This is a genomic window from Methylobacterium terricola (assembly GCF_006151805.1).
Classification (GTDB): domain Bacteria; phylum Pseudomonadota; class Alphaproteobacteria; order Rhizobiales; family Beijerinckiaceae; genus Methylobacterium; species Methylobacterium terricola.
In genome coordinates this window covers 136733-156123 of the sequence record NZ_VDDA01000016.1, presented here as the reverse complement: position 1 = coordinate 156123, position 19391 = coordinate 136733, and the positions used below count along the sequence as shown (strand labels likewise).

General features: G+C 71.4%; 18 protein-coding genes, 1 tRNA gene and 1 rRNA gene. 13 read left to right on the top strand and 7 right to left on the bottom strand.

The genetic code is table 11. The annotated features are described in order from the left end of the window. Together rrf and FF100_RS26125 are read left to right on the top strand one after the other, a co-directional pair. Positions 1-111: ribosomal RNA gene (rrf, locus tag FF100_RS26130) — 5S ribosomal RNA — on the top strand; the annotation flags it as partial. A gap of 45 nt (positions 112-156) precedes the next feature. After that, positions 157-233, top strand: a tRNA-Met gene (locus FF100_RS26125). A gap of 65 nt (positions 234-298) precedes the next feature. Here FF100_RS26125 and FF100_RS26120 read toward each other — a convergent pair. From FF100_RS26120 to ubiG, 4 genes are all read right to left on the bottom strand, one after another. Then, positions 299-466 (bottom strand): YqaE/Pmp3 family membrane protein, encoded by a 168-nt coding sequence (locus tag FF100_RS26120; protein WP_064504300.1) that lies wholly within the window; start codon positions 464-466, stop codon positions 299-301. A 119-nt stretch (positions 467-585) separates the two neighbouring features. Next, positions 586-1560, bottom strand: coding sequence for an NADPH:quinone oxidoreductase family protein (locus tag FF100_RS26115; RefSeq protein WP_139038682.1), 975 nt, complete (start codon positions 1558-1560; stop codon positions 586-588). 96 nt (positions 1561-1656) lie between these two features. Then, complete coding sequence (locus FF100_RS26110; protein ID WP_139038681.1) at positions 1657-2229, bottom strand: YbhB/YbcL family Raf kinase inhibitor-like protein; 573 nt, start codon at positions 2227-2229, stop codon at positions 1657-1659. 62 nt (positions 2230-2291) lie between these two features. Continuing rightward, entirely contained in the window at positions 2292-3041 is a 750-nt protein-coding gene (ubiG, locus tag FF100_RS26105; RefSeq protein WP_139038680.1) for a bifunctional 2-polyprenyl-6-hydroxyphenol methylase/3-demethylubiquinol 3-O-methyltransferase UbiG, read from the bottom strand. Positions 3042-3228: 187 nt separating this feature from the next. On the opposite strand from ubiG, the gene FF100_RS26100 reads away from it, so the two are divergent. Next, positions 3229-4464, top strand: a complete 1236-nt coding sequence (locus FF100_RS26100) for an aspartate kinase (protein WP_139038679.1) — start codon at positions 3229-3231, stop codon at positions 4462-4464. Between the two features lie 259 nt (positions 4465-4723). Beyond that, complete coding sequence (gene ptsP / locus FF100_RS26095; RefSeq protein ID WP_139038678.1) at positions 4724-6985, top strand: phosphoenolpyruvate--protein phosphotransferase; 2262 nt, start codon at positions 4724-4726, stop codon at positions 6983-6985. Between the two features lie 479 nt (positions 6986-7464). Here the strand turns inward: ptsP and FF100_RS26090 are convergent, their stop codons facing one another. Further along, complete coding sequence (locus FF100_RS26090) at positions 7465-7899, bottom strand: nuclear transport factor 2 family protein (protein ID WP_139038677.1); 435 nt, start codon at positions 7897-7899, stop codon at positions 7465-7467. 228 nt (positions 7900-8127) lie between these two features. On the opposite strand from FF100_RS26090, the gene prfA reads away from it, so the two are divergent. From prfA to FF100_RS26075, 3 genes are all read left to right on the top strand, one after another. Next, on the top strand, positions 8128-9207 hold the full coding sequence (gene prfA, locus FF100_RS26085) for a peptide chain release factor 1 (protein WP_139038676.1): 1080 nt from the start codon (positions 8128-8130) through the stop codon (positions 9205-9207). A gap of 17 nt (positions 9208-9224) precedes the next feature. Next, complete coding sequence (gene prmC, locus FF100_RS26080; RefSeq protein WP_139038700.1) at positions 9225-10076, top strand: peptide chain release factor N(5)-glutamine methyltransferase; 852 nt, start codon at positions 9225-9227, stop codon at positions 10074-10076. A 437-nt stretch (positions 10077-10513) separates the two neighbouring features. Continuing rightward, positions 10514-11536, top strand: coding sequence for a DUF4167 domain-containing protein (locus FF100_RS26075; protein WP_139038675.1), 1023 nt, complete (start codon positions 10514-10516; stop codon positions 11534-11536). A gap of 326 nt (positions 11537-11862) precedes the next feature. Here the strand turns inward: FF100_RS26075 and FF100_RS37305 are convergent, their stop codons facing one another. Further along, positions 11863-12003, bottom strand: a complete 141-nt coding sequence (locus tag FF100_RS37305) for a hypothetical protein (protein WP_171070330.1) — start codon at positions 12001-12003, stop codon at positions 11863-11865. A gap of 224 nt (positions 12004-12227) precedes the next feature. On the opposite strand from FF100_RS37305, the gene FF100_RS26070 reads away from it, so the two are divergent. The 6 genes from FF100_RS26070 to FF100_RS26045 all read left to right on the top strand — a co-directional run bounded on the left by FF100_RS26070 (position 12228) and on the right by FF100_RS26045 (position 18340). Then, positions 12228-12866: a TetR/AcrR family transcriptional regulator gene (locus FF100_RS26070; RefSeq protein WP_246102381.1), complete on the top strand. Its 639-nt coding sequence runs from the start codon at positions 12228-12230 to the stop codon at positions 12864-12866. A 93-nt stretch (positions 12867-12959) separates the two neighbouring features. Then, positions 12960-13892, top strand: a complete 933-nt coding sequence (locus FF100_RS26065; RefSeq protein WP_139038673.1) for an SDR family NAD(P)-dependent oxidoreductase — start codon at positions 12960-12962, stop codon at positions 13890-13892. Between the two features lie 100 nt (positions 13893-13992). Next, positions 13993-15468, top strand: coding sequence for a glucose-6-phosphate dehydrogenase (gene zwf, locus FF100_RS26060; protein ID WP_139038672.1), 1476 nt, complete (start codon positions 13993-13995; stop codon positions 15466-15468). A 428-nt stretch (positions 15469-15896) separates the two neighbouring features. Then, positions 15897-16565 (top strand): invasion associated locus B family protein, encoded by a 669-nt coding sequence (locus tag FF100_RS26055; protein ID WP_139038671.1) that lies wholly within the window; start codon positions 15897-15899, stop codon positions 16563-16565. Between the two features lie 43 nt (positions 16566-16608). Next, on the top strand, positions 16609-16803 hold the full coding sequence (locus tag FF100_RS26050) for a hypothetical protein (protein WP_139038670.1): 195 nt from the start codon (positions 16609-16611) through the stop codon (positions 16801-16803). A 274-nt stretch (positions 16804-17077) separates the two neighbouring features. Continuing rightward, a complete protein-coding gene (locus FF100_RS26045; RefSeq protein ID WP_139038669.1) occupies positions 17078-18340 on the top strand; it encodes a nitrate/nitrite transporter in 1263 nt (420 codons plus the stop codon). A gap of 105 nt (positions 18341-18445) precedes the next feature. On the opposite strand, the gene FF100_RS26040 is transcribed toward FF100_RS26045, so the two are convergent. Continuing rightward, a complete protein-coding gene (locus FF100_RS26040; protein ID WP_139038668.1) occupies positions 18446-19216 on the bottom strand; it encodes a ComF family protein in 771 nt (256 codons plus the stop codon). Between the last annotated feature and the right edge of the window lie 175 nt (positions 19217-19391).

Here is a 19391-nt window from a genome sequence, read left to right as displayed (position 1 = left end):
GGTCTGAGCGGGGTGATCGCAAACCCGATCCCATCTCGAACTCGGCCGTTAACCGCCCCAGCGCCTATGGTACTGTGTCTCAAGACACGGGAGAGTCGGTCACCGCCAGACCTGCCAAGCACGGTCACGCATTCCCTCGTCACGATCACGCCTTGGCGCGGGGTGGAGCAGCCCGGTAGCTCGTCAGGCTCATAACCTGAAGGTCACAGGTTCAAATCCTGTCCCCGCAACCAAGATACGAAAAACCCCGCCGGGTTCGCCCGGCGGGGTTTTTCGCGTTTCAGCTGTCGTGGCCGCCTCAGTAATTGCGGCGCGTCACCACCCAGATGGCGTGGATCAGGCCCGGGATATAGCCGAACAGCGTCAGCAGCACGTTGAGGATGAATTGCAGGCCGAACCCGACGGTGAACAGCACGCCGATCGGCGGGATCACGACGAGCAGGATGATGCGGATGATGTCGCCCACGGTGTCTCCGTCCTGACGCTCGGGAATGGAAAGGCTCCGCTGTGAACGGTCCGGCGCTCGAACTGTTCCCCGGTGACGCCGAAACCCCTTCCGCGCCGGCTGCGAGAGGGGAGGGGAGTTCAGGGCCGCAGCAGCACCTTCCCCATCGCCTCGCGGCGCGCCAGGATGCCGAGCGCGGCCGCGGCCTCTTCCAGCGGGTAGACCCCGTGCACCTTGGCCGAGAGCCGCCCCTCGCTCACCAGCGCCAGCAGGCGGGCCTGGTTGGCGGCGTGGCCCTCGGGTTCGCGCTTGAGGAAGGCGCCCCAGAACACGCCCTGGATGTCGATGCCCTTCAGGAGCGCCAGGTTCAGCGGGATCCTGGGGATCTCGCCGGCGGCGAAGCCGACCACCAGGAAGCGGCCCTTCCAGTTGAGCGAGCGCAGGGCCGGCTCGGAATACTCTCCGCCGACGGGATCGTAGACCACGTCGATGCCGGCCTCGCCGCCGAGCCGCTTCAGCCCGTCGCGCAGCTTTTCCTGGCTGTAATCGAGAGTGAGGTCGGCGCCGTGCGCCTTGGCGAGATCGAGCTTCTCGGCCGAGGAGGCGCAGGCGATCACCCGCGCGCCCATCGCATGGCCGAGCTCCACCGCCGCGAGGCCGACGCCGCCGGTGGCGCCGAGCACCGCCAGGGTCTCGCCGGGCTTGAGGTTCGCCCGGTCCTGCAACGCGTGCAGCGAGGTCCCGTAGGTGACGGAGAGGCCTGCCGCCTGCTCGTCGCTGACGCCCTCCGGCACCCGGGTCAGGCCGGAGACCGGGGCGACCACCCGCTCGCGGCAGGCGCCGTACCCGAGATGGACGATCACCCGCTCGCCGACCCGGAAGGCCTCCACGTCCGGCCCCAGCGCCTCGATCACCCCGCAGGCCTCGGCGCCGGGGGAGAACGGCAGCTCGGGCTTCACCTGATAGCGGCCGGCGATGATCAGCGTGTCGAAGAAATTGAGCGCCGCGACGGTCACCCGCACCAGGGCCTCGCCCGGGCCGGGCACCGGATCCGGGACCTCCTCGATCACCAGGTCTTCCGGCTCGCCGAGCGCCTTGCACAGAAGTGCCTTCATCGCCACCGATCCTCCCCGCCGCACATCCGGCGGCTTCAAGCATCGAGTGGTGGGCCAGGCCGCGGCCGCTGGCAAGCCGGGACGAAGGGGGAGGCGTCAGTGGCGTTCGTAGGTGCCGGTCAGCGCGCCCTTGGCGAGCACATGGCCGTGCATCGCCTGAAGGAGCGCGCCGCGGCCCGGGGTGCCGTCGAGCCCGAGGCGCCGGTTGAGCGCGTAGACCTGGAACAGGTAGCGGTGCGGGCCGTGGCCGGTCGGCGGATCGGGTGGCAGGTAGCCGGCCTTGAGGAAAGTGTTCTTGCCGACCTCCCCGACGGTCCCGTCGGAGCCGGGACTCGCCAGGGCGGCCTCGGGCAGGCCGCTGCTGGTGGCGTCGAGGTCCCAGGCAATGGCGTGGACGATCGGTTTCGGCGTCGGGCTGTCGGCGTCCTCGACCAGGAGCACCAGGGCGGCGGTCCCCACCGGGACGCCGTCCCAGGCCAGCGGCGGCGACAGCTTCTCCCCGTCCTGCGTGAAGCGGGCCGGCATTGCCGCCCCGTCGGCGAAGGCCGGGCTCGTCACCCGGATCGTGCCGGGCGCGCCCTCGAACTCGGCATGGTAGGCGGTCTTCTCGATGCCGGCCCGCAGGCCCGACAGAGCCTCGCCCACGGCGTGCGGAATCTTCTCCAGCATGGACCCGTCTCCTCGTGTCATGTCGTGAACAAACGAGGAGGGACGGGGTGCGGTTTCCCTGATCAGGCCGGCGGCCGCTCGGCCGCGATCATATAGTTTACCGCCGTGTCACGGGCGGTGCTCCACCGGCCGGTGAGCGGGTTGAACACCACCCCGATCGTGTCGGTGAGATCGAGCCCGCCGCCCGTGACGGCCTCGCGCAGCTCGTCGGGGGTGACGAACTTCTCCCAGTCGTGGGTGCCCTTCGGCAGCCAGTTCAGGACGTATTCCGCCCCCACGATGGCGAGCGCGAAGGAGCACATCGTCCGGTTGAGGGTCGCGGCGAAGAACAGGCCGCCGGGCTTCACCGCCGTGCAGGCCGTGCGCACGAAGGCCGGCATGTCGGTGACGTGCTCGACCACCTCCATGGCGCAGACCACGTCGAAGCGTTCGCCCGCTGCCACCACGTCCTCGATCGTCTCGGCGCGGTAGCGCACCGGCACGCCGGCCTCGTCGGCATGAGCTTGAGCGATCGTCACGTTGGTGACGGCCGGGTCGAGGCCGGTCACCTCGGCGCCGAGGCGTGCCAGAGGCTCCGACAGCACGCCGCCGCCGCAGCCGACATCGACGAGGCGAAGGCCCGAAAGCGGCGCCGGCGCCAGCGGATCGCGGCCGTAATGGCGGCAGACCGTGTCGCGGATATAGGCCAGGCGCACCGGGTTGAAGCGGTGCAGCACCCGCATCGGCCCGGCCTCGTCCCACCAGGTTGCGGCGAGGCGATCGAAACGGGCGACCTCGTCGCGGTCGATCGAGGGTCCGGTCGGTTCGCTCATCGGCGCCAGGCCTTCCTGCAAGGATTGAGAGATCGGGTGTCCCGGCCGAGGTAGCGCAGGTGCCGGCTCCGGCCAACTGCCGTGAACGGTCCCGCGACGTTGACACCGCCCCGGCCCGCTTGTACCCGCCGGACGCCTGCGGCTTCGCGCTGCGGCAAACGAGACAGGTTTGTTCGATCGGATCCCCATGCCCCGCCTGGTGATGAAATTCGGCGGCACCTCCGTCGCCACGGTCGACCGCATCCGCAACGTCGCCCGCCACGTCGCCCGCGAGGTGCGGGCCGGCTACGAGGTCGCGGTCGTCGTCTCGGCGATGTCCGGCAAGACCAACGAGCTGGTGGCCTGGTGCAAGGACGCCTCGGCCCTCTATGCCCAGTCCGAGTACGACGCGGTCGTCGCCTCGGGCGAGCAGGTCACGTCGGGGCTGCTCGCCATCGTGCTCAACGAGATGGGCCTCAAGGTCCGCTCCTGGCAGGGCTGGCAGATCCCGATCGAGACCTCGGACCAGCACGGCTCGGCGCGGATCCAGAACATCGACGGCGCCCGCCTCGATGCAGGGTTCAAGCGCGGCGAGGTCGCGGTGATCGCCGGCTTCCAGGGCATCCATGCCGAGACCGGCCGCCTGACCACCCTTGGGCGCGGCGGCTCGGATACCAGCGCGGTCGCGGTCGCGGCGGCGATCGGCGCCGAACGCTGCGACATCTATACCGACGTCGACGGCGTCTACACCACCGACCCCCGGGTGGTGCCGAAGGCCCAGCGCCTCGAGCGGGTCGCCTTCGAGGAGATGCTCGAGATGGCCTCCCTCGGGGCCAAGGTGCTGCAGGTGCGCTCGGTCGAGCTCGCCATGGTGCACCGGGTGCCGACCACCGTGCGCTCCTCCTTCGACGACCCCGACGACGCCCGCCCCGGCACCCTCATCTGCGACGAGGACGATATCGTGGAACAGCAGATCATCACGGGCATCGCCTTCTCGAAGGACGAGGCCCAGATCACGCTTCGCCGGGTGAAGGACAAGCCCGGCATCGCCGCCGCCATCTTCGGCCCGCTGGCGGACGCCAACATCAACGTCGACATGATCATCCAGGTCGTGTCGGGCGACGGTGCGGCCACCGACATGACCTTCACGGTGCCGGCGGCGGATTACGAGCGCGCCCGCGCGATCCTCGACGCCCAGGCCGGGACCGTGGAGTTCGAGCGCCTCGAGGGCGCCACCGACGTGGTCAAGGTCTCGGCGATCGGCGTCGGCATGCGCAGCCATGCCGGCGTCGCCGCCAAGGCGTTCCGGGCGCTGGCCGAGAAGGGCATCAACATCCGGGCGATCACCACCTCGGAGATCAAGTTCTCGGTGCTGATCGACGCCGCCTATACCGAGCTGGCGGTGCGCACGCTCCACTCGCTCTACGGCCTCGACAAGGCGTGACGTCGCGCCGAGCGTGAACCGGCGGCCAGCCTGAGCGCCCCGCCCGCGACGCATCGCGGGCGGGGCGTTTCCGCGTTTGGCACGGCGCCCGCTCGGCCTCTCCCCCGGGGATCGCCGCCTCCCCCGGAAGGACGCTTGCCCGCCGGGCGCCGGACTCGCTATACGGCGATGACGGGGCCGATGCGTCAGGCCCGCGCAGGTCCGGCCTCACGGTTGCGCCGCGCCGGGCCCGGCTCGCCAAAGGGTGGAACACGACACGATGCCCGCAGCGCCTGGAGGCCCGCGCCTGCTACTGCGCCGCCTTCGCGAGGCCATGGCGGAGCCCGTCGGCCCGCAGGCGCGCCTCGACCGCATCGTCGTCCTGATCGCGTCCAACATGGTCGCGGAGGTCTGCTCGGTCTACGTCCTGCGCGACGACGGCAACCTGGAGCTCTTCGCTACCGAGGGTCTCAACCACGAGGCGGTGCACCTCACCACCATGCGGGCCGGTGAAGGCCTGGTCGGCCTCATCGCCGCCACCGCCGAGCCGCTCTCCCTGTCCGACGCGCAGTCGCACCCGGCCTTCTCCTACCGCCCGGAGACCGGCGAGGAGATCTACCACGCCTTCCTGGGCGTGCCGCTCCTGCGGGCCGGCAACACGCTGGGCGTGCTGGTGGTGCAGAACCGCACCTACCGGGTCTATTCCGAGGAGGAGATCGAGGCGCTCCAGACCACCGCCATGGTGCTGGCGGAGATGATCGCCTCGGGCGAGCTGCAGGCCCTGTCGCCCGGCACCGTCAGCGCCTCGCGCCGGGCGCTCAGCCAGGGCGGCGTGGCGCTCGCCGATGGCGTGGGCTTGGGCCATGTCGTGTTGCACGAGCCGCGCATCGTGGTGCGCAACCTGATCGCCGAGAATGTCGAGCGCGAGGCCTCGCGCCTCGACACCGCGATCGCCGAGGTGCGCGCGGCCATCGACGACCTCGTCGAGCGCGGCGACGTGGCGGGGGCCGGCGAGCACCGCGAGGTGCTCGAGACCGTGCGGATGTTCGCCCACGACCAGGGCTGGCTCCGGCGGATGCGCGAGGCGGTCCTGTCCGGCCTCACCGCGGAGGCCGCGGTGGAGCGGGTGCAGTCCGACAACCGCGCCCGCATGCTGCGCCAGAGCGACCCCTACCTGCGCGAGCGCCTGCACGACCTCGACGACCTCGCCAACCGGCTGCTGCGCCAGCTCGTCGGCCGCCCGACGGTCGGGTCGGACGCGATGCCCGAGAACGCCATCCTGGTCGCCCGCTCGATGGGCCCGGCGGCGCTCCTCGATTACGACCGGTCCCGCCTGCGCGGCGTGGTGCTGGAGGAGGGCGGGCCGACCAGCCACATCGCCATCGTGGCGCGGGCTTTGGGCATCCCGGCGGTGGGCGAGGTGGCGAACGCCACGGCCTTGGTCGAGACCGGCGACGCGATCATCGTCGATGGCGGGACCGGCGAGATCCAGATCCGGCCGGGGCCGGAGATCGAGGCGGCCTATGCCGAGAAGGCCCGGCTCAGGGCCCGGCGCCAGGAGCAGTACCGCTCGCTGCGCGACGTGCCGGCGATCACCCGCGACGGGGTCGCGGTCAACCTGCAGCTCAATGCCGGCCTGATCGTCGACCTGTCGCACCTGCACGAGACCGGGGCCGAGGGCGTCGGGCTGTTCCGCACCGAATTGCAGTTCATGGTCGCCGAGCGGATGCCGACGGCGGCCGAGCAGCAGATCCTGTACGAGACGGTGTTCGACGCGGTCGGCGACCTGCCGGTGACGATCCGGACCCTCGATATCGGCGGCGACAAGGTGCTGCCGTACATGAAGTCCCTGGAGGAGGAGAACCCGGCCCTCGGCTGGCGGGCGATCCGCATCGGGCTCGACCGGCCCGGCCTCCTGCGGATGCAGCTGCGCGCCCTGCTCAAGGCCGCGCGCGGGCGGCCGCTCAAGATCATGTTCCCGATGGTCGCCACCGTCGACGAGTTCGTCCAGGCGAGGGCCATCGTCGAGCGTGAGAAGGCGCACCTGACCCGCCACGGCCACCCGCTGCCCGAGGATTGCCGCCTCGGCGTGATGGTCGAGGTGCCCTCGCTCCTGTTCCAGATGGACGAGATCGCCGCGGAGGCCGACTTCCTCTCGGTCGGCTCGAACGACCTGATGCAGTTCCTGTTCGCGGTCGACCGCGAGAATCGCCAGGTCGCCAACCGCTTCGATCCCTTGAGCGCCGCGGCGCTCCGCGCCTTCCGGCTCATCGCCGAGCGGGCGCAGGCCGCCGGCACCCCGGCGACGGTCTGCGGCGAGATCGGCGGGCGCCCGCTTGAGGCGATGGCGCTGATCGGGCTGGGATTCCGCGCCCTGTCGATGTCGCCGGCCTCGATCGGCCCGGTCAAGGCGATGGTGCTGGGGATCGAGGCCGCCGCGGTGGCGGCGTTCCTGGAGCAGGAACTGGCGCGGACGAAGGACGGGGCGTCGCTGCGCCCGGCGCTGGCGGCCTTCGCGGAGGCGCACGGCGTTCCGGTCTGACGGGCCCGGGTGGATCTCGTCCGGCTCAGCGGATCGGTGACCTCGCCGTGCGATCACGGTGACGGCCGGGCAGACTCTCTCCTGTCGCAAAGGCCGCGTGGCATGCGGGGGAATCGCCGGCCGCCGCCTCTTGAGCTGGCGCAGGCCGGAGAGGGGGGATACCGCCGCGCTTTCGAACGGATCCGTTCGACGGCGCAAGGCAAGCCCGAACGGGCGCCGATGCGCCGGACGCCTTGGCATCGACGTGTCGATGCCAAGGCGCGAGGCTATGAGAGATGTGAGCGGCCGCCCGTTCGTGACGATCACCGCCGGGAAGGACCCGACCGGATGGAGTGTCGCCATCACGATCGGGTGGATGCAACGACGTCGCCCTGACACGAGGAGCCGCGGCCCGCCGCACGCGGCGTCTCACCTGCGAGACAGGGCCGTGGGGCGGCGGGGCGGTTTCGTCCGATGCCGCCTTGGCGGGAGCACGGCCGTCACGCGGGCGACGCGATCGATCGGGCGCGCGTCGTCCAACTCGGCTGGGCGACGGCGTCGTTCCAGGCCGAACCGATCGGCTGCAGGATGACCCAGGTCTCCGCCAGCAGACCGGCTTCCGTGCGGTAGGATTGCAGTCCGGCGCGGGTGCGCCTCTGGCCGCTCTCCTGCTCCGTCCACGTCATCGTGAAGCGATACCACGCGCGATCACCGTCGAAGCCGTGGTCGTACACGATGATTCGGATATCGGGCCGCCCCTGCCTCAGCCGGGAGAGTTCGGCCGCATACTCCTCGCGGGTGACGAGGCGATCACCTGCCTCGTCGTGCCGGATGTAGCGCGGTGCGACGCATGCCTCGACGAGATCGAACGCACCCTCATGCCAGACGCGCTCCCAGCGATCGAACAGCGCTTTCAAAGCCTGCACGTCTGACATGTCCAACCCCGCCTCGGGTGCGCTCGCTGCCGGAGCGTATGACGACGCGATACGCTCGCCGCACGGATCGGGCCGGCGGGCAGGTCGCAACTGCCCGAAAGGCAAGCATCGTACCGAGTTGCCCCGACTCCCCAACCCCCGCAGACCTGCTATACGCGGCACCATCGCCGGCACCGGGCGCGGGCCGCCCCGGCTGAACCGGCCGACGCCCATGGCCATATCTTCCTCATGATCGCGATCCCCTCCGACCGTCTCGACGCCATCCTGGCCCGCCACGACATCGTCACCGCCACCCTGAGCGCCGGCGAAGCCGATGCCGAGAGCTTCGTGCAGCTCTCGCGCGAGCTCTCCGAACTCGATTCCGTGGTCGAGGCGATCCGCGCCTTCCGGGCTGCGGACAGCGCTCTGCGCGGCGTCGAGGAGATGATCGAGGAGGGCGATCCGGAGATGCGGGCGCTCGCCGCCGAGGAGAAGCCGGAGGCCGAGGCCGCCCGCGACGCCGCCGCCCGGGCGCTCCAGCTCATGCTGCTGCCCAAGGACGCCGCCGACGAGAAGAGCGCCATCCTGGAGGTGCGCGCCGGCACCGGCGGCGACGAGGCGGCGCTGTTCGCCGGCGACCTGTTCCGGATGTACGCGCGCTACGCCGACCTGAAGGGCTGGAAGGTCGAGGTGATCTCCGAGAGCCCCGGCACGATGGGCGGCTACCGCGAGGTGGTGGCCGAGGTGAAGGGACGCGGGGTCTTCGCCCGCATGAAGTTCGAGAGCGGCGCCCATCGGGTGCAGCGCGTGCCCGACACCGAGACGCAGGGGCGCATCCACACCTCCGCCGCCACCGTGGCGGTGCTGCCGGAGGCCGAGGAGGTCGACATCCAGGTCAACGACTCCGACCTGAAGATCGACACCATGCGGGCGCAGGGGGCGGGCGGCCAGCACGTCAACAAGACCGAGTCGGCGATCCGCATCACCCATATGCCGAGCGGCATCGTGATCTTCGTCCAGGAGGAGCGCTCGCAGCACAAGAACCGGGCCCGCGCCATGTCGCTGCTGCGGGCCAAGCTCTACGAGCAGGAGCGCAGCCAGAAGGACGCTGCCCGCGCCGCGGACCGCAAGTCCCAGGTCGGCAGCGGCGACCGTTCGGAGCGCATCCGCACCTACAACTTCCCGCAGGCCCGGGTGACCGACCACCGCATCAACCTGACCCTCTACAAGCTCGAGGAGGTGATGGCCGGCACCGCCCTCGACGAGGTGGTGGACGCGCTGATCACCGAGCACCAGGCGGCGCTGCTCGCCGCCGAGGGGATGGCGTGATCGGCATCGCCGCCGGGATGAGCCGGATCGCCGCCCGGGCCCGGGCGGCCGACCTGCTCGCCGCGGGCGGGATCGAGACCGCCGCCCTCGATGCCCGGATCCTGGTCGAGGAGGCGCTGGGCCTGACTGCCACCGATCTCGCCCTGCGCGGGACCGGGCCGGTCGGGGTGGAGGGGGCGGAGCGCCTGACCGCGTCTCTCGCCCGGCGCCTCGCCGGCGAGCCGGTGGCCCGGATCATCGGCGCCTGGGAGTTCTGGGGCCTGCCCTTCGGGCTCTCGCCCGACACCCTGGTGCCGCGGCCCGACACCGAGACCCTGGTCGAGGCGGCCCTCGGCCTCGGCCTCGACCCCGGAGGGAGCCACCGCCTCGCCGATCTCGGCACCGGCTCGGGCTGCATCCTGGTCGCGCTCCTCACCGAATGGCCGTCCGCCCATGGCCTCGGCCTCGACCGGTCGCACGGCGCCCTCGTCACCGCCCGGGCCAATGCCGCCCGCAACGGGGTCGCGGACCGCGCCGCCTTCGTGGCCGGCGACTGGGCCGCCGCGCTGGCCGGGCCGTTCGACCTCGTCGTCGCCAATCCGCCCTACATCGCGAGCGCGGTCATCGCCGGCCTGTCCGGCGAGGTGCGCGACCACGATCCGCGCCTCGCCCTCGACGGCGGTCCCGACGGGCTCGATGCCTACCGCACCATCCTGGCCCAGGTGCCGCGCCTGCTGGCGCCGGGCGGGCATCTCCTGGTCGAGATCGGCTACGACCAGGAGGCGTCCCTGCGGAGCCTCGCCGCCGCCCACGGCCTGTCGGCGCGGGTGGTCTGCGACCTCGCCGGCCATCCGCGGGTGGTCGTCATGGCCGCAGGGATCGAGTCCTGACGGGGATTTCTCAGGTTCCTGTGATCTTTATACGCAAAACCGGCCCGGAATCGGCGTGAAATCCGCGTGAGGTCACTTGGCGGGGGGCGCCGAACCCGCTAACGTCCCGGGGTAGATCGTGAACGGTCCGGATCAGACAGCCAGGCTCAGTTCTCGGGCGCGACATTGAGCGCGGACCTTTGGACGATCTTCCACCACCGGGCAGACCAATGAGCGCGTAGGCGGTCCGGTGCCCCGCATCTGTGGATCGACGGCGGCCGGACCGTGAGACGGCCCGCGGTCGCACAGGGCAAGGCGGACATCGCTGCGGAGACGGAACATGGCCCGGCAGAGGCCGCCCGGCTCCGCGGACGAAGCACCGCCGCGCGCGTAGTCCCGCCCTTCAAGTCGTCGAAGAGGGTCATCCGAGACCGATGAGACCGAACCAGAACAGGCGTATGCGTGGCCGCAACCGCAGCAACAACAAGGGGCCGAACCCGCTGACCCGGGCCTACGAGTCGAACGGCCCCGACGTGAAGATCCGCGGCACAGCCCAGCACATCGCCGAGAAGTACGCCCAGCTCGCCCGCGACGCCCAGGCCAGCGGCGATCCGGTGATGGCTGAGAACTATTTCCAGCACGGCGAGCATTATTACCGCATCATCGTCGCTGCGAACGAGCAGTACCGGCAGCAATATGGCGGCACCTACGGTCGCCAGGGCTACGACGACGACGAGGACGGCGACGACGAGGGCGCGCCGACCAACGGCTACGCCCCTCAGGAGCGTGGGGTCAACGGCTACGCCCAGTCGGCCTACGGCGCCACCGACGATTACGGCGATCCCGGCCAGCAGCCCCAGCCCTATGACAGCCGTGACGACCGCCCGTCCCGCTTCGACCGGCAGGATCGTCAGGATGCCCGGGGGGAGGCGCCCCGCCAGGATCAGCCCCGTCAGGACCGGCGCGAGCGGTTCCAGAACCGGCAGGAGCGCCAGCAGCGCGACCGCCAGGATCGTACCGAGCGACAAGACCGCGTCGAGCGGCAGGATCGCCCGGAGCGCGCCGAGCGCCAGGGCGGGGAGCGCCAGGACCTGTCCCGCGCCGAGCAGCCACGGACGGAGCCCGTGCGCCAGGAGGCCCCGCGCCAAGAGGCATCGCGTCCGGAAGGCTACCGCGAGGGCGGCCGCTCCGAGTTCCGCCGCGAGCGCCGCCGCGAGGAGCCCCGCTCCGAGCCGGTGCTCGCTGCCGACGAGCCGACCGGCCTGCCGGCCTTCCTGACCACCCCGGTGCGGCCGGTCACCCCGTCGCCCGCCCCGGTCGAGGAGCCGCCCCCGGCGCCTCCCGCCGCTCCGGTCGAGGCCGCGGCCGAAGCCCCAGCGGCCCGGCCGCGGCGGCGGCGGCGCACCCGGTTCGAGGGTGCCGAAGGCGCCGAGCCGGCCGGCGAGCTGTTTCCGAAGCCCCTCGATTCGTCGGGGGAGTGAGACGGCACCCGTGACCCGCCCCGTCTCCGCGCAAGGCAGTGCGGGGAAGGTTCGGGTGTAGGAAAAGGCGCGGGTCCTGTCCCCGACGGATCCCGCGCCTTTTACGGTCCCCGGATCGCCCCGCTTTCCGGGGGGAGGTCGCGTCCGCCGTGAGGGGCGCTGCCTCCAGGGCCGTCGTGTCTAGCGCCCTGCCTTGCCCCGCTCAGCGGGGCGCCCCTTCCATGGGGGGCACGAACGGGCCATCGTCGTGCCTGTTCCTCGCCCTCGAAGGGGTGGGGCAGGGGCTTCCGGCGCCGTCAGATCCGACGGGCGCCTGCTGGTCCATCTCACGCGGGACGGCCGTCGCTGGTGGCGATGCCGGCACCGGTGATCGCCACAATCATCGCGTCGCGCGTCACCGGCAGGGTGTCGGTGCAGCATGGGTTGAGCGGGTCTCGAAACCGGGTCCACGTCGCGGCCCGGTTCATGGACATCGACAGGACAGACAGATCTGTCTACTGGCGCGGCAGCATGTGCATGCTCCATGCCAATTCCAGTCCATGGCGACGTGTTAGGGGTTACGCACCCCCGATCACTGGTGCGGTCACCAGGATTGCTGCAAAACAGGTCAGTCTCGTCCGCGCCGCGGGCGTCGTCACGCGGGAGTGACCGGTTTGCATGCACGCCAGAGGCGAGGGCCGGAGGTGGCGGCGTGACGGCGGAGGCCCTGCCGGGCGACACACCGTCGCGGCGCAGACTTCTGACGCGGGGCGAGGGCTCGCCGCGTGAGCGCCTGCTGCGCGCGGCCTCCGAACTCTTCTTCCGGTACGGCATCCACGCCGTCGGGGTCGACGCCGTGGTGGCGGCGGCCGGAACCGCCAAGGCGACGCTCTACAAGTTGTTCGGGTCGAAGGAGCGCTTGGTCGAGACGGTGCTGGAGGCGGAGGGCCGGGCATGGCGCGACTGGTTCATCGGCGCGCTCGATGCCGGCGAGGCGAGCCCGCGCGAGCGGCTCGACCGCATCTTCCCGCTGCTCGCCGAGTGGTTTCGCGACGAGCGCTTCTACGGCTGCCCGTTCATCAACGCCGTCGGCGAGCACGACAAGCATGATGACCGGATCCGCGCCCTGACCCTTGCTCACAAGCGCCAGGTGACGGGGCGCCTGCGCGACCTCCTCGCCGAGGCCGGCGCCCGCGATCCCGACGCCCTCGGCCACGAGGTCGGCCTGCTCGTCGACGGCGCGATCGTCACGGCCCTGTTCACCCGCGACCCGGAGGTCGGGCAGGTCGGCGCCCGGGCGCTGAGCAGCCTCCTCGACGCGGCCCTGCCGCGACGCCGCACAGGCGGGTGACGGCGGAATTTTGTACCGCCCCGTGTGGCGTTTCCCGCGCGACGGCCTACCTGCCGGCCTGAGATTCAGCCCCATCCTCAGGCGGAGCGCAGCATGACCCACCATCCCGCACTCGCGAAGGGCCGCGTCGCGGTCGTCACCGGCGCGGCGAGCGGCATCGGCCTGGCGGCTGCCAGGGCCTTCGCGCAGGCCGGGATGCGGGTGGTGCTGGCCGACCTGCCCGGCGAGGCGCTGACGCAGGCCGGCCGCCTGGTCGCCGGCGTCGCGCAGGGCGGCGAAGCGGATGTGCGCGCGGTGCCCACCGACGTGACGAAGCCGGAGGCGCTGGAGGCCCTGCGCCGCGAGGCCGCGTCCCTCGGCGAGGTGTCGCTGCTGATGGCCAATGCCGGCATCGAGGCCGGCGGCCGGTTCTTCTCGGATGCGACGACCTGGCACCGCATCCTCGACACCAACCTCTGGGGGGTGATCAACGCGGTCCAGGCCTTCGTGCCGACGATGATCGCGGCGGGCCGGCCGGGCGCGGTGATCGTCACCGGGTCGAAGCAGGGCATCACCACGCCGCCCGGCAACGCGCCCTACAACGTCAGCAAGGCCGGCGTGAAGGTGACGACCGAGGCGCTGGCGCATGAGCTGCGCGAGGCGGGCTCTCCCGTCACCGCCCACCTGCTGATCCCCGGCTTCGTCTATACCGGCCTGACCCGGGCTCGCGGCGTGACCGAGAAGCCGGCCGGCGCCTGGACGCCGGAGCAGACCGTCGACTTTCTCCTGGAGAAGATGGCGGCCGGCGATTTCTACATCCTGTGCCCGGACAACGAGACCACCCGGGAGATGGACGAGAAGCGCATGCGCTGGTCCTCCGACGACGTGGTCCGCAACCGCCCGGCCCTGTCGCGCTGGCACCCCGGGCACAAGGCGGCCTTCGCCGCCCATATGGAGGCGCCGCTCTCCGGCGGGAGCACCGGGGCCGGCAAGGATGGGGCCGACGCGGGCGTGAAGGAGGCCGCGGCGACGCCGGCATCGTTCTAGCGCGGCGGCCCGACGCCGAGCCCTGCCTCCGCGAGACACACGAGCGACTGGCCGCGCCCTTGCAGGGGCCGGCCGGCGAGAGCGGGAGACCCGTCACCCGATGCACAAGATCATTCCCGTCGCCCCCTTCGACGCCGTCGTGTTCGGCGCCACCGGCGACCTGACGATGCGCAAGCTGCTGCCGGCGCTCTACTACCGGTTCCGTGACCGCCAGATCCCGGAGGCGAGCCGCATCATCGCGGCGGCGCGCACCCGCCTGGGCACCGGGGAGTACCGGGACCTGGCCGCCGCGGCGCTGGAGCGCCACGTGCCGGCCGCCGACCGTGACCCCGACACGGTGGCGCGCTTCCTCGACCATCTCCGCTACGTGGCGGTGGACGGGTCGGGCGAGGCCGGCTGGGAGGACTTGGCGAACCTGCTCGCCGAGCATCCGGACCACGTGCGGCCCTACTACCTCGCCACCTCGCCGAGCCTCTACGGCGCGATCTGCCGCAATCTCAGCGCCCACGGGCTGATCGGCGAGCGCTCCCGCGTGGTGCTGGAGAAGCCGATCGGCCACGATCTCGCCTCGGCCCGCGCCATCAACGACCAGGTCGGCAAGGTCTTCCCCGAGAGCCAGATCTTCCGCATCGATCATTATCTCGGCAAGGAGACGGTGCAGAACCTGCTGGCCCTGCGCTTCGCCAACACGATCTTCGAGCGGCTGTGGAACGCCGACGTGATCGACCACGTGCAGATCACCGTGGCGGAGACGGTCGGGGTGGAGGGCCGCGGCGGCTACTACGACACGTCGGGCGCGCTGCGCGACATGCTGCAGAACCACATGCTGCAGCTCCTCTGCCTGCTCGGCATGGAGAGCCCGCTCTCCCTCGATGCCGATGCGGTGCGCGACGAGAAGCTGAAGGTGCTGCGGGCGTTGAAGCCGATCCCGGCCCACGAGGTGCCGATGCGCACCGTGCGCGGGCAATACGTCGCCGGCGCGGTCAACGGCCAGCCGGTGCCGGGCTACGTTGCCGATCTCGCCGAGGGCCGCACCAGCCTGACCGAGACTTTCGTGGCCCTGAAGCTCGAGCTGATGACGCCGCGCTGGGCCGGAGTGCCGTTCTACCTGCGCACCGGCAAGCGGCTGCCGCAGAAGGTCTCCGAGATCGTGGTGCAGTTCCGCTCCTCGCCGTTCAGCATCTTCTCCGACGAGTTCGCCCGCGAGCCGAACCGCCTGGTGATCCGGCTGCAGCCGCAGGAGGGCATCAAGCTGGAGGTGATGACCAAGGAGCCGGGCCCCGGCGGCATGCGCCTGCGGTCGACCGGCCTCGACATCTCGTTCGAGGAGACCTTCAACCAGCGCTACCCGGACGCCTATGAGCGCCTGCTGATGGACGTGGTGCGGGGCAACGCCACCCTGTTCATGCGCCGCGACGAGGTCGAGGCCGCCTGGGCCTGGGCCGACACGCTGCTCAACGCCTGGGCCGACCGCCCGGAGCCGCCGCGCCCGTACCCCGCCGGCACCTGGGGCCCGACCGCCGCCATCGCGCTGATCGAGCGCGATGGGCGCACATGGCATGAGGATCTCGGCTGAACGCCGATCGGCATGAGGATCTCGGCGGAGCGCCGATCGGGGGCGGGGCAGCGGCCGGGGCGCGCGATCGCAGCCATCGGCAACTCGCCGTGTCGGTCCGGGCCCGCGCCGCGGCGCCCGGAATTCAGGTGCGCCGTGGGACGACGATGACGCGGAACGCGGCTCGCATCTGCTTGAGACACCTGCGGTTCTGGAGGCCAGGCTCCCCTCCGCGGCCCCGGAACCACCAGGAGGGCGTCATCCCCATCATCCTCATCCGGTCCCGGCCCGACGAAGAGGAATTGGAATAATCCTAAGATATCTCAAGGGCATGGCGGTGGAGCCGGCGCTGCCGCGGCTTCCCTTCCGGCGCTCATGGCTCTAGAGGAGCCGCGAGACAAAGGCCCGTTCCGCTGCCCCGGCGCGGATGGGCGCCGAGGAATTTCGTCATGCCGCCCTGCCGCCCGTCCCTCGCCAGCCTGCTGGTCCTCAGCCTGTTCCTCGCCGCGCCCGCCCGCGCCCAGGAGGAGCCGGCCGGCGAGGCGCCGGCGGCGGAGGCTCCGGCCCCCAAGCCCGCGCACAAGGCCGCCCCGCGCCGCCCGGCGCCGAAGCCCGCCCCGGCCCCGAAGGCCGAGGCCGCGCCCGCCGCCGTGACCGCTCCCAACGGTGCCTGGCCCAACGGCGCCAGCGCCGTGAGCGAGGTCTACGGCGACTGGACCATTAGCTGCACCCGCGAGAACGAGAAGCGCCAGTGCCAGCTGTCTCAGGCGCAAGGGGTTGCCCAGACCGGGCAGCGCCGCTTCAGCATCGAGCTCAACGCCCCGCAGGACGGGCGCAGCAACGGCCTCATGCTGATGCCGCTCGGCCTGTCGATCGATCCGGGCGTGACCTTCAAGCTCGACGATGCGACGCTGGGCAAGGGCGCGCCCTACACCTCCTGCGTCCAGGCAGGCTGCATCGTGCCGATCAGCTTCCCGACCGTCGCCACCGACGCGATGAAGACCGCCGTGAACCTGCGCGTCACCGGCACCAAGCCCAACGGCGAGGCCGAGACCATCACGGTGCCGCTCGCCGGCTTCGCCGCGGCGCTCGCCCGGATGAACCAGCTTTTGAGCTGACGTCTTCACGGTCCGGTCAGGGGACGGGCGCAGGCTGCGATCCATGACAGCACCCAGCACCGCCTCCGGCGCCATCGGTGCCCTGACCCGGCAGGGCACCGCCTTCAGCCAGCAGGTCGCGATTCTCTCGGCCCGGCGCCAGATCGACGCCGAGCGCTCGGTCGCCGGCCTCGTCGCCCAGGCCGCACAGCCCCCCGCACCGCCGGGGCAGGGACGGGTGCTCGACGTGACGGTGTGATCGCCGTCGCGCTGCCCTTCGCGGCACCAGGACTTGCCTGCCTTTGAGGCAGGCGCGGGGACCGGGCGAAGACCCGGCCCCCGCCGCAAGGTTGGCACAGAAGCTGCTAGTCCTCTCGCAGGCTGGCCTCACGGCCCGCGGGGCAAAGACGCCCGAGCCTTGGACAGGGATGTCCGACAGACTGAGGATCGTCGCCGGAATGGCCCGGCCTCCGCGATCCTCGCCCTGAAGCGCGTCGAAGACCCCCCGCGGGGGCTGTGCGTGAGGCTCCGATATGGCCAGTTTCAAGACCGTCATGAAGTCGGGTCATCCCCCGACCCTGTTCGCTGCGTTCCTGTACTTCGATTTCTGCTTCGCGATCTGGGTGCTGAACGGCGCGATGGGCCCGTTCATCACCGAGACCTACAAGCTCACGCCGGCCCAGACCGGCTTCATGATCTCGCTGCCGATCCTGGCCGGCGCGATCATGCGCTTCCCCCTCGGCGTGCTCGCCCAGTATATCGGGCGCAAGAACGCCGCGATCACCGAGATGACGCTGATCATCCTGGCGATGGCCTACGGCTTCTTCCTGGTGCACTCGTTCAACGACGTGCTCGCCATGGGCGTGCTGCTCGGCATCGCCGGTGCCTCGTTCGGCGTCGCGCTCTCCCTCGGCTCGGGCTGGTTCCCGCCGGAGCACAAGGGTCTGGCGATGGGCATCGCCGGGGCCGGCAACTCCGGCACTGTCCTCGCCGTGCTGTTCGCGCCGCCGCTCGCCCAGGCCTATGGCTGGCAGGCAGTCTACGGCTTCGCCGGCGTGTTCATGCTGATCCCGCTCATCGTGATGGTGGTCTTCGCCAAGGAGCCGCCGGACCGCGAGCACCAGAGCTTCAAGCAACACGTCTCCTGCCTGTTCGAGAAGGACGGCTGGGCGTTCAACCTGATCTACGTCATCACCTTCGGCGGGTTCATCGGCCTGTCGAACTTCCTGCCGACCTTCTTCTACGAGCAGTTCGCCGTCACCAAGATCGAGGCCGGGCGGCTGACCATGCTGGCCGCCCTGATGGGCTCCGGCATCCGCATCCTCGGCGGCTACTTCGCCGACCGGATCGGCGGCATCCTGGTGCTGACCGTGGTGCTGCTCGCCGCCGTCGGCTCGTTCCTGATGCTGACCGCGGCGCCGACGCTCCTCGTCACCACGATCCTGTTCATGTTCTGCTTCGCGGCGCTCGGCGCCGGCAACGGCGCGCTGTTCCAGCTCGTTCCCCTGCGCTGGCCGAACAACACCGCGGTGGCGGGCTCGATGATCGGCGAGGTGGGGGCCCTCGGCGGCGCCATCCTGCCCAACGCCATGGGCCTGTCGAAGCAGTATACCGGCGGCTTCGCCACCGGCTTCCTGTTCTACGCCGCCTTCACCGCCGTGGTGCTCGGCTGCCTCGCCCTGTGGTCGCGCAAGTGGGTCGGCGCCTGGGTCGGTCCCCGCGGCAAGGTCCTGGAAGCGACCAGGCCGCCGCAGGCCGCCGCGGAGGGCCCGATCGGCGGCGTCCAGCGCGCCTGATCCGAGAGCGTCGCCCGATCGCCCTGCAGTCGGGCGACGCTCTCGGTGTCTGAACCTGCCGCCCTGTCTGCGACGAACCGGTATCCGCTTCGCCGGAACACGGCGCTAGCCCACGTCGCGCCCGTCGCTCACCACGCGGGCGAAGACCAGCACGTCGACCGCCGCCGCCCCGCCGCGCAACAGCGCCCGGGCGGCGGCGTTCGCCGTCGCGCCGGTGGTCAGCACGTCGTCGACGAGGAGGACCCGCCGGCCGAGGAGCCGCGGCCGCGCCGCCTCCGGCACCCGGAAGGCGCCCTGCAGGTTCTCCGCACGGGCGGCGCGGCTCAGGCCCACCTGCTGGCGGGTGCGACGTACCCGGGCCAGCAGCTCCGGTGCCAGGGGGACGCCGCTGCCGCGGGTCGCGCTCCGGGCGAGCAGGGCGGCCTGGTTGAAGCGCCGCCGCCACAGCCGCCAGCGCCAGAGCGGCACCGGCACCGCCAGGTCGGCCTCGGCCACGAGCTCGGCGCCCGCCCGCGCCATCATCGCCCCGAGCGCTCCGGCAAGATCGAGGCGATCCTCGTATTTCAGCCGCTGCACCAGCCGCCGCGCCGCCGCGTCGTAGCGCGCCACCGCGCGGGCGCGCTGATAGACCGGCGGATCGGCCAGGGCCGACGGCGAGAGCAGGCCCGGCGTCCCGAGATCGACGGAGAACGGCGTGCCGAGCCGCTCGCAATACGGCCGCTCGATGAAGCGCATCTCGCTCCAGCAGCCGGCGCAGAGCGCGTGCGGCACCGCCGTGGCGGCCCCGCAGGCGATGCAGCTCGGCGGGTAGACCAGCCCGACGACGCTGCGGACCGCGAGGCCGGGCAGGGTGGCGAGGCGGTGCAGGCCGGTCATCCTCGTCCGGATCCCGGATACCTCGCCGCCGGTGCCCGGACCATGGGCAGGGCGCGGCCGGTGCGGCGAAGCCGGCCGCGGTTTCTGCCTAGGCATTCATCGCGGCCGCCCCCGGATTGGGCGGAACGAGGGCGGGCCGGACTTATTTCTGAGACGAGGGCCATTGCATCGGGGC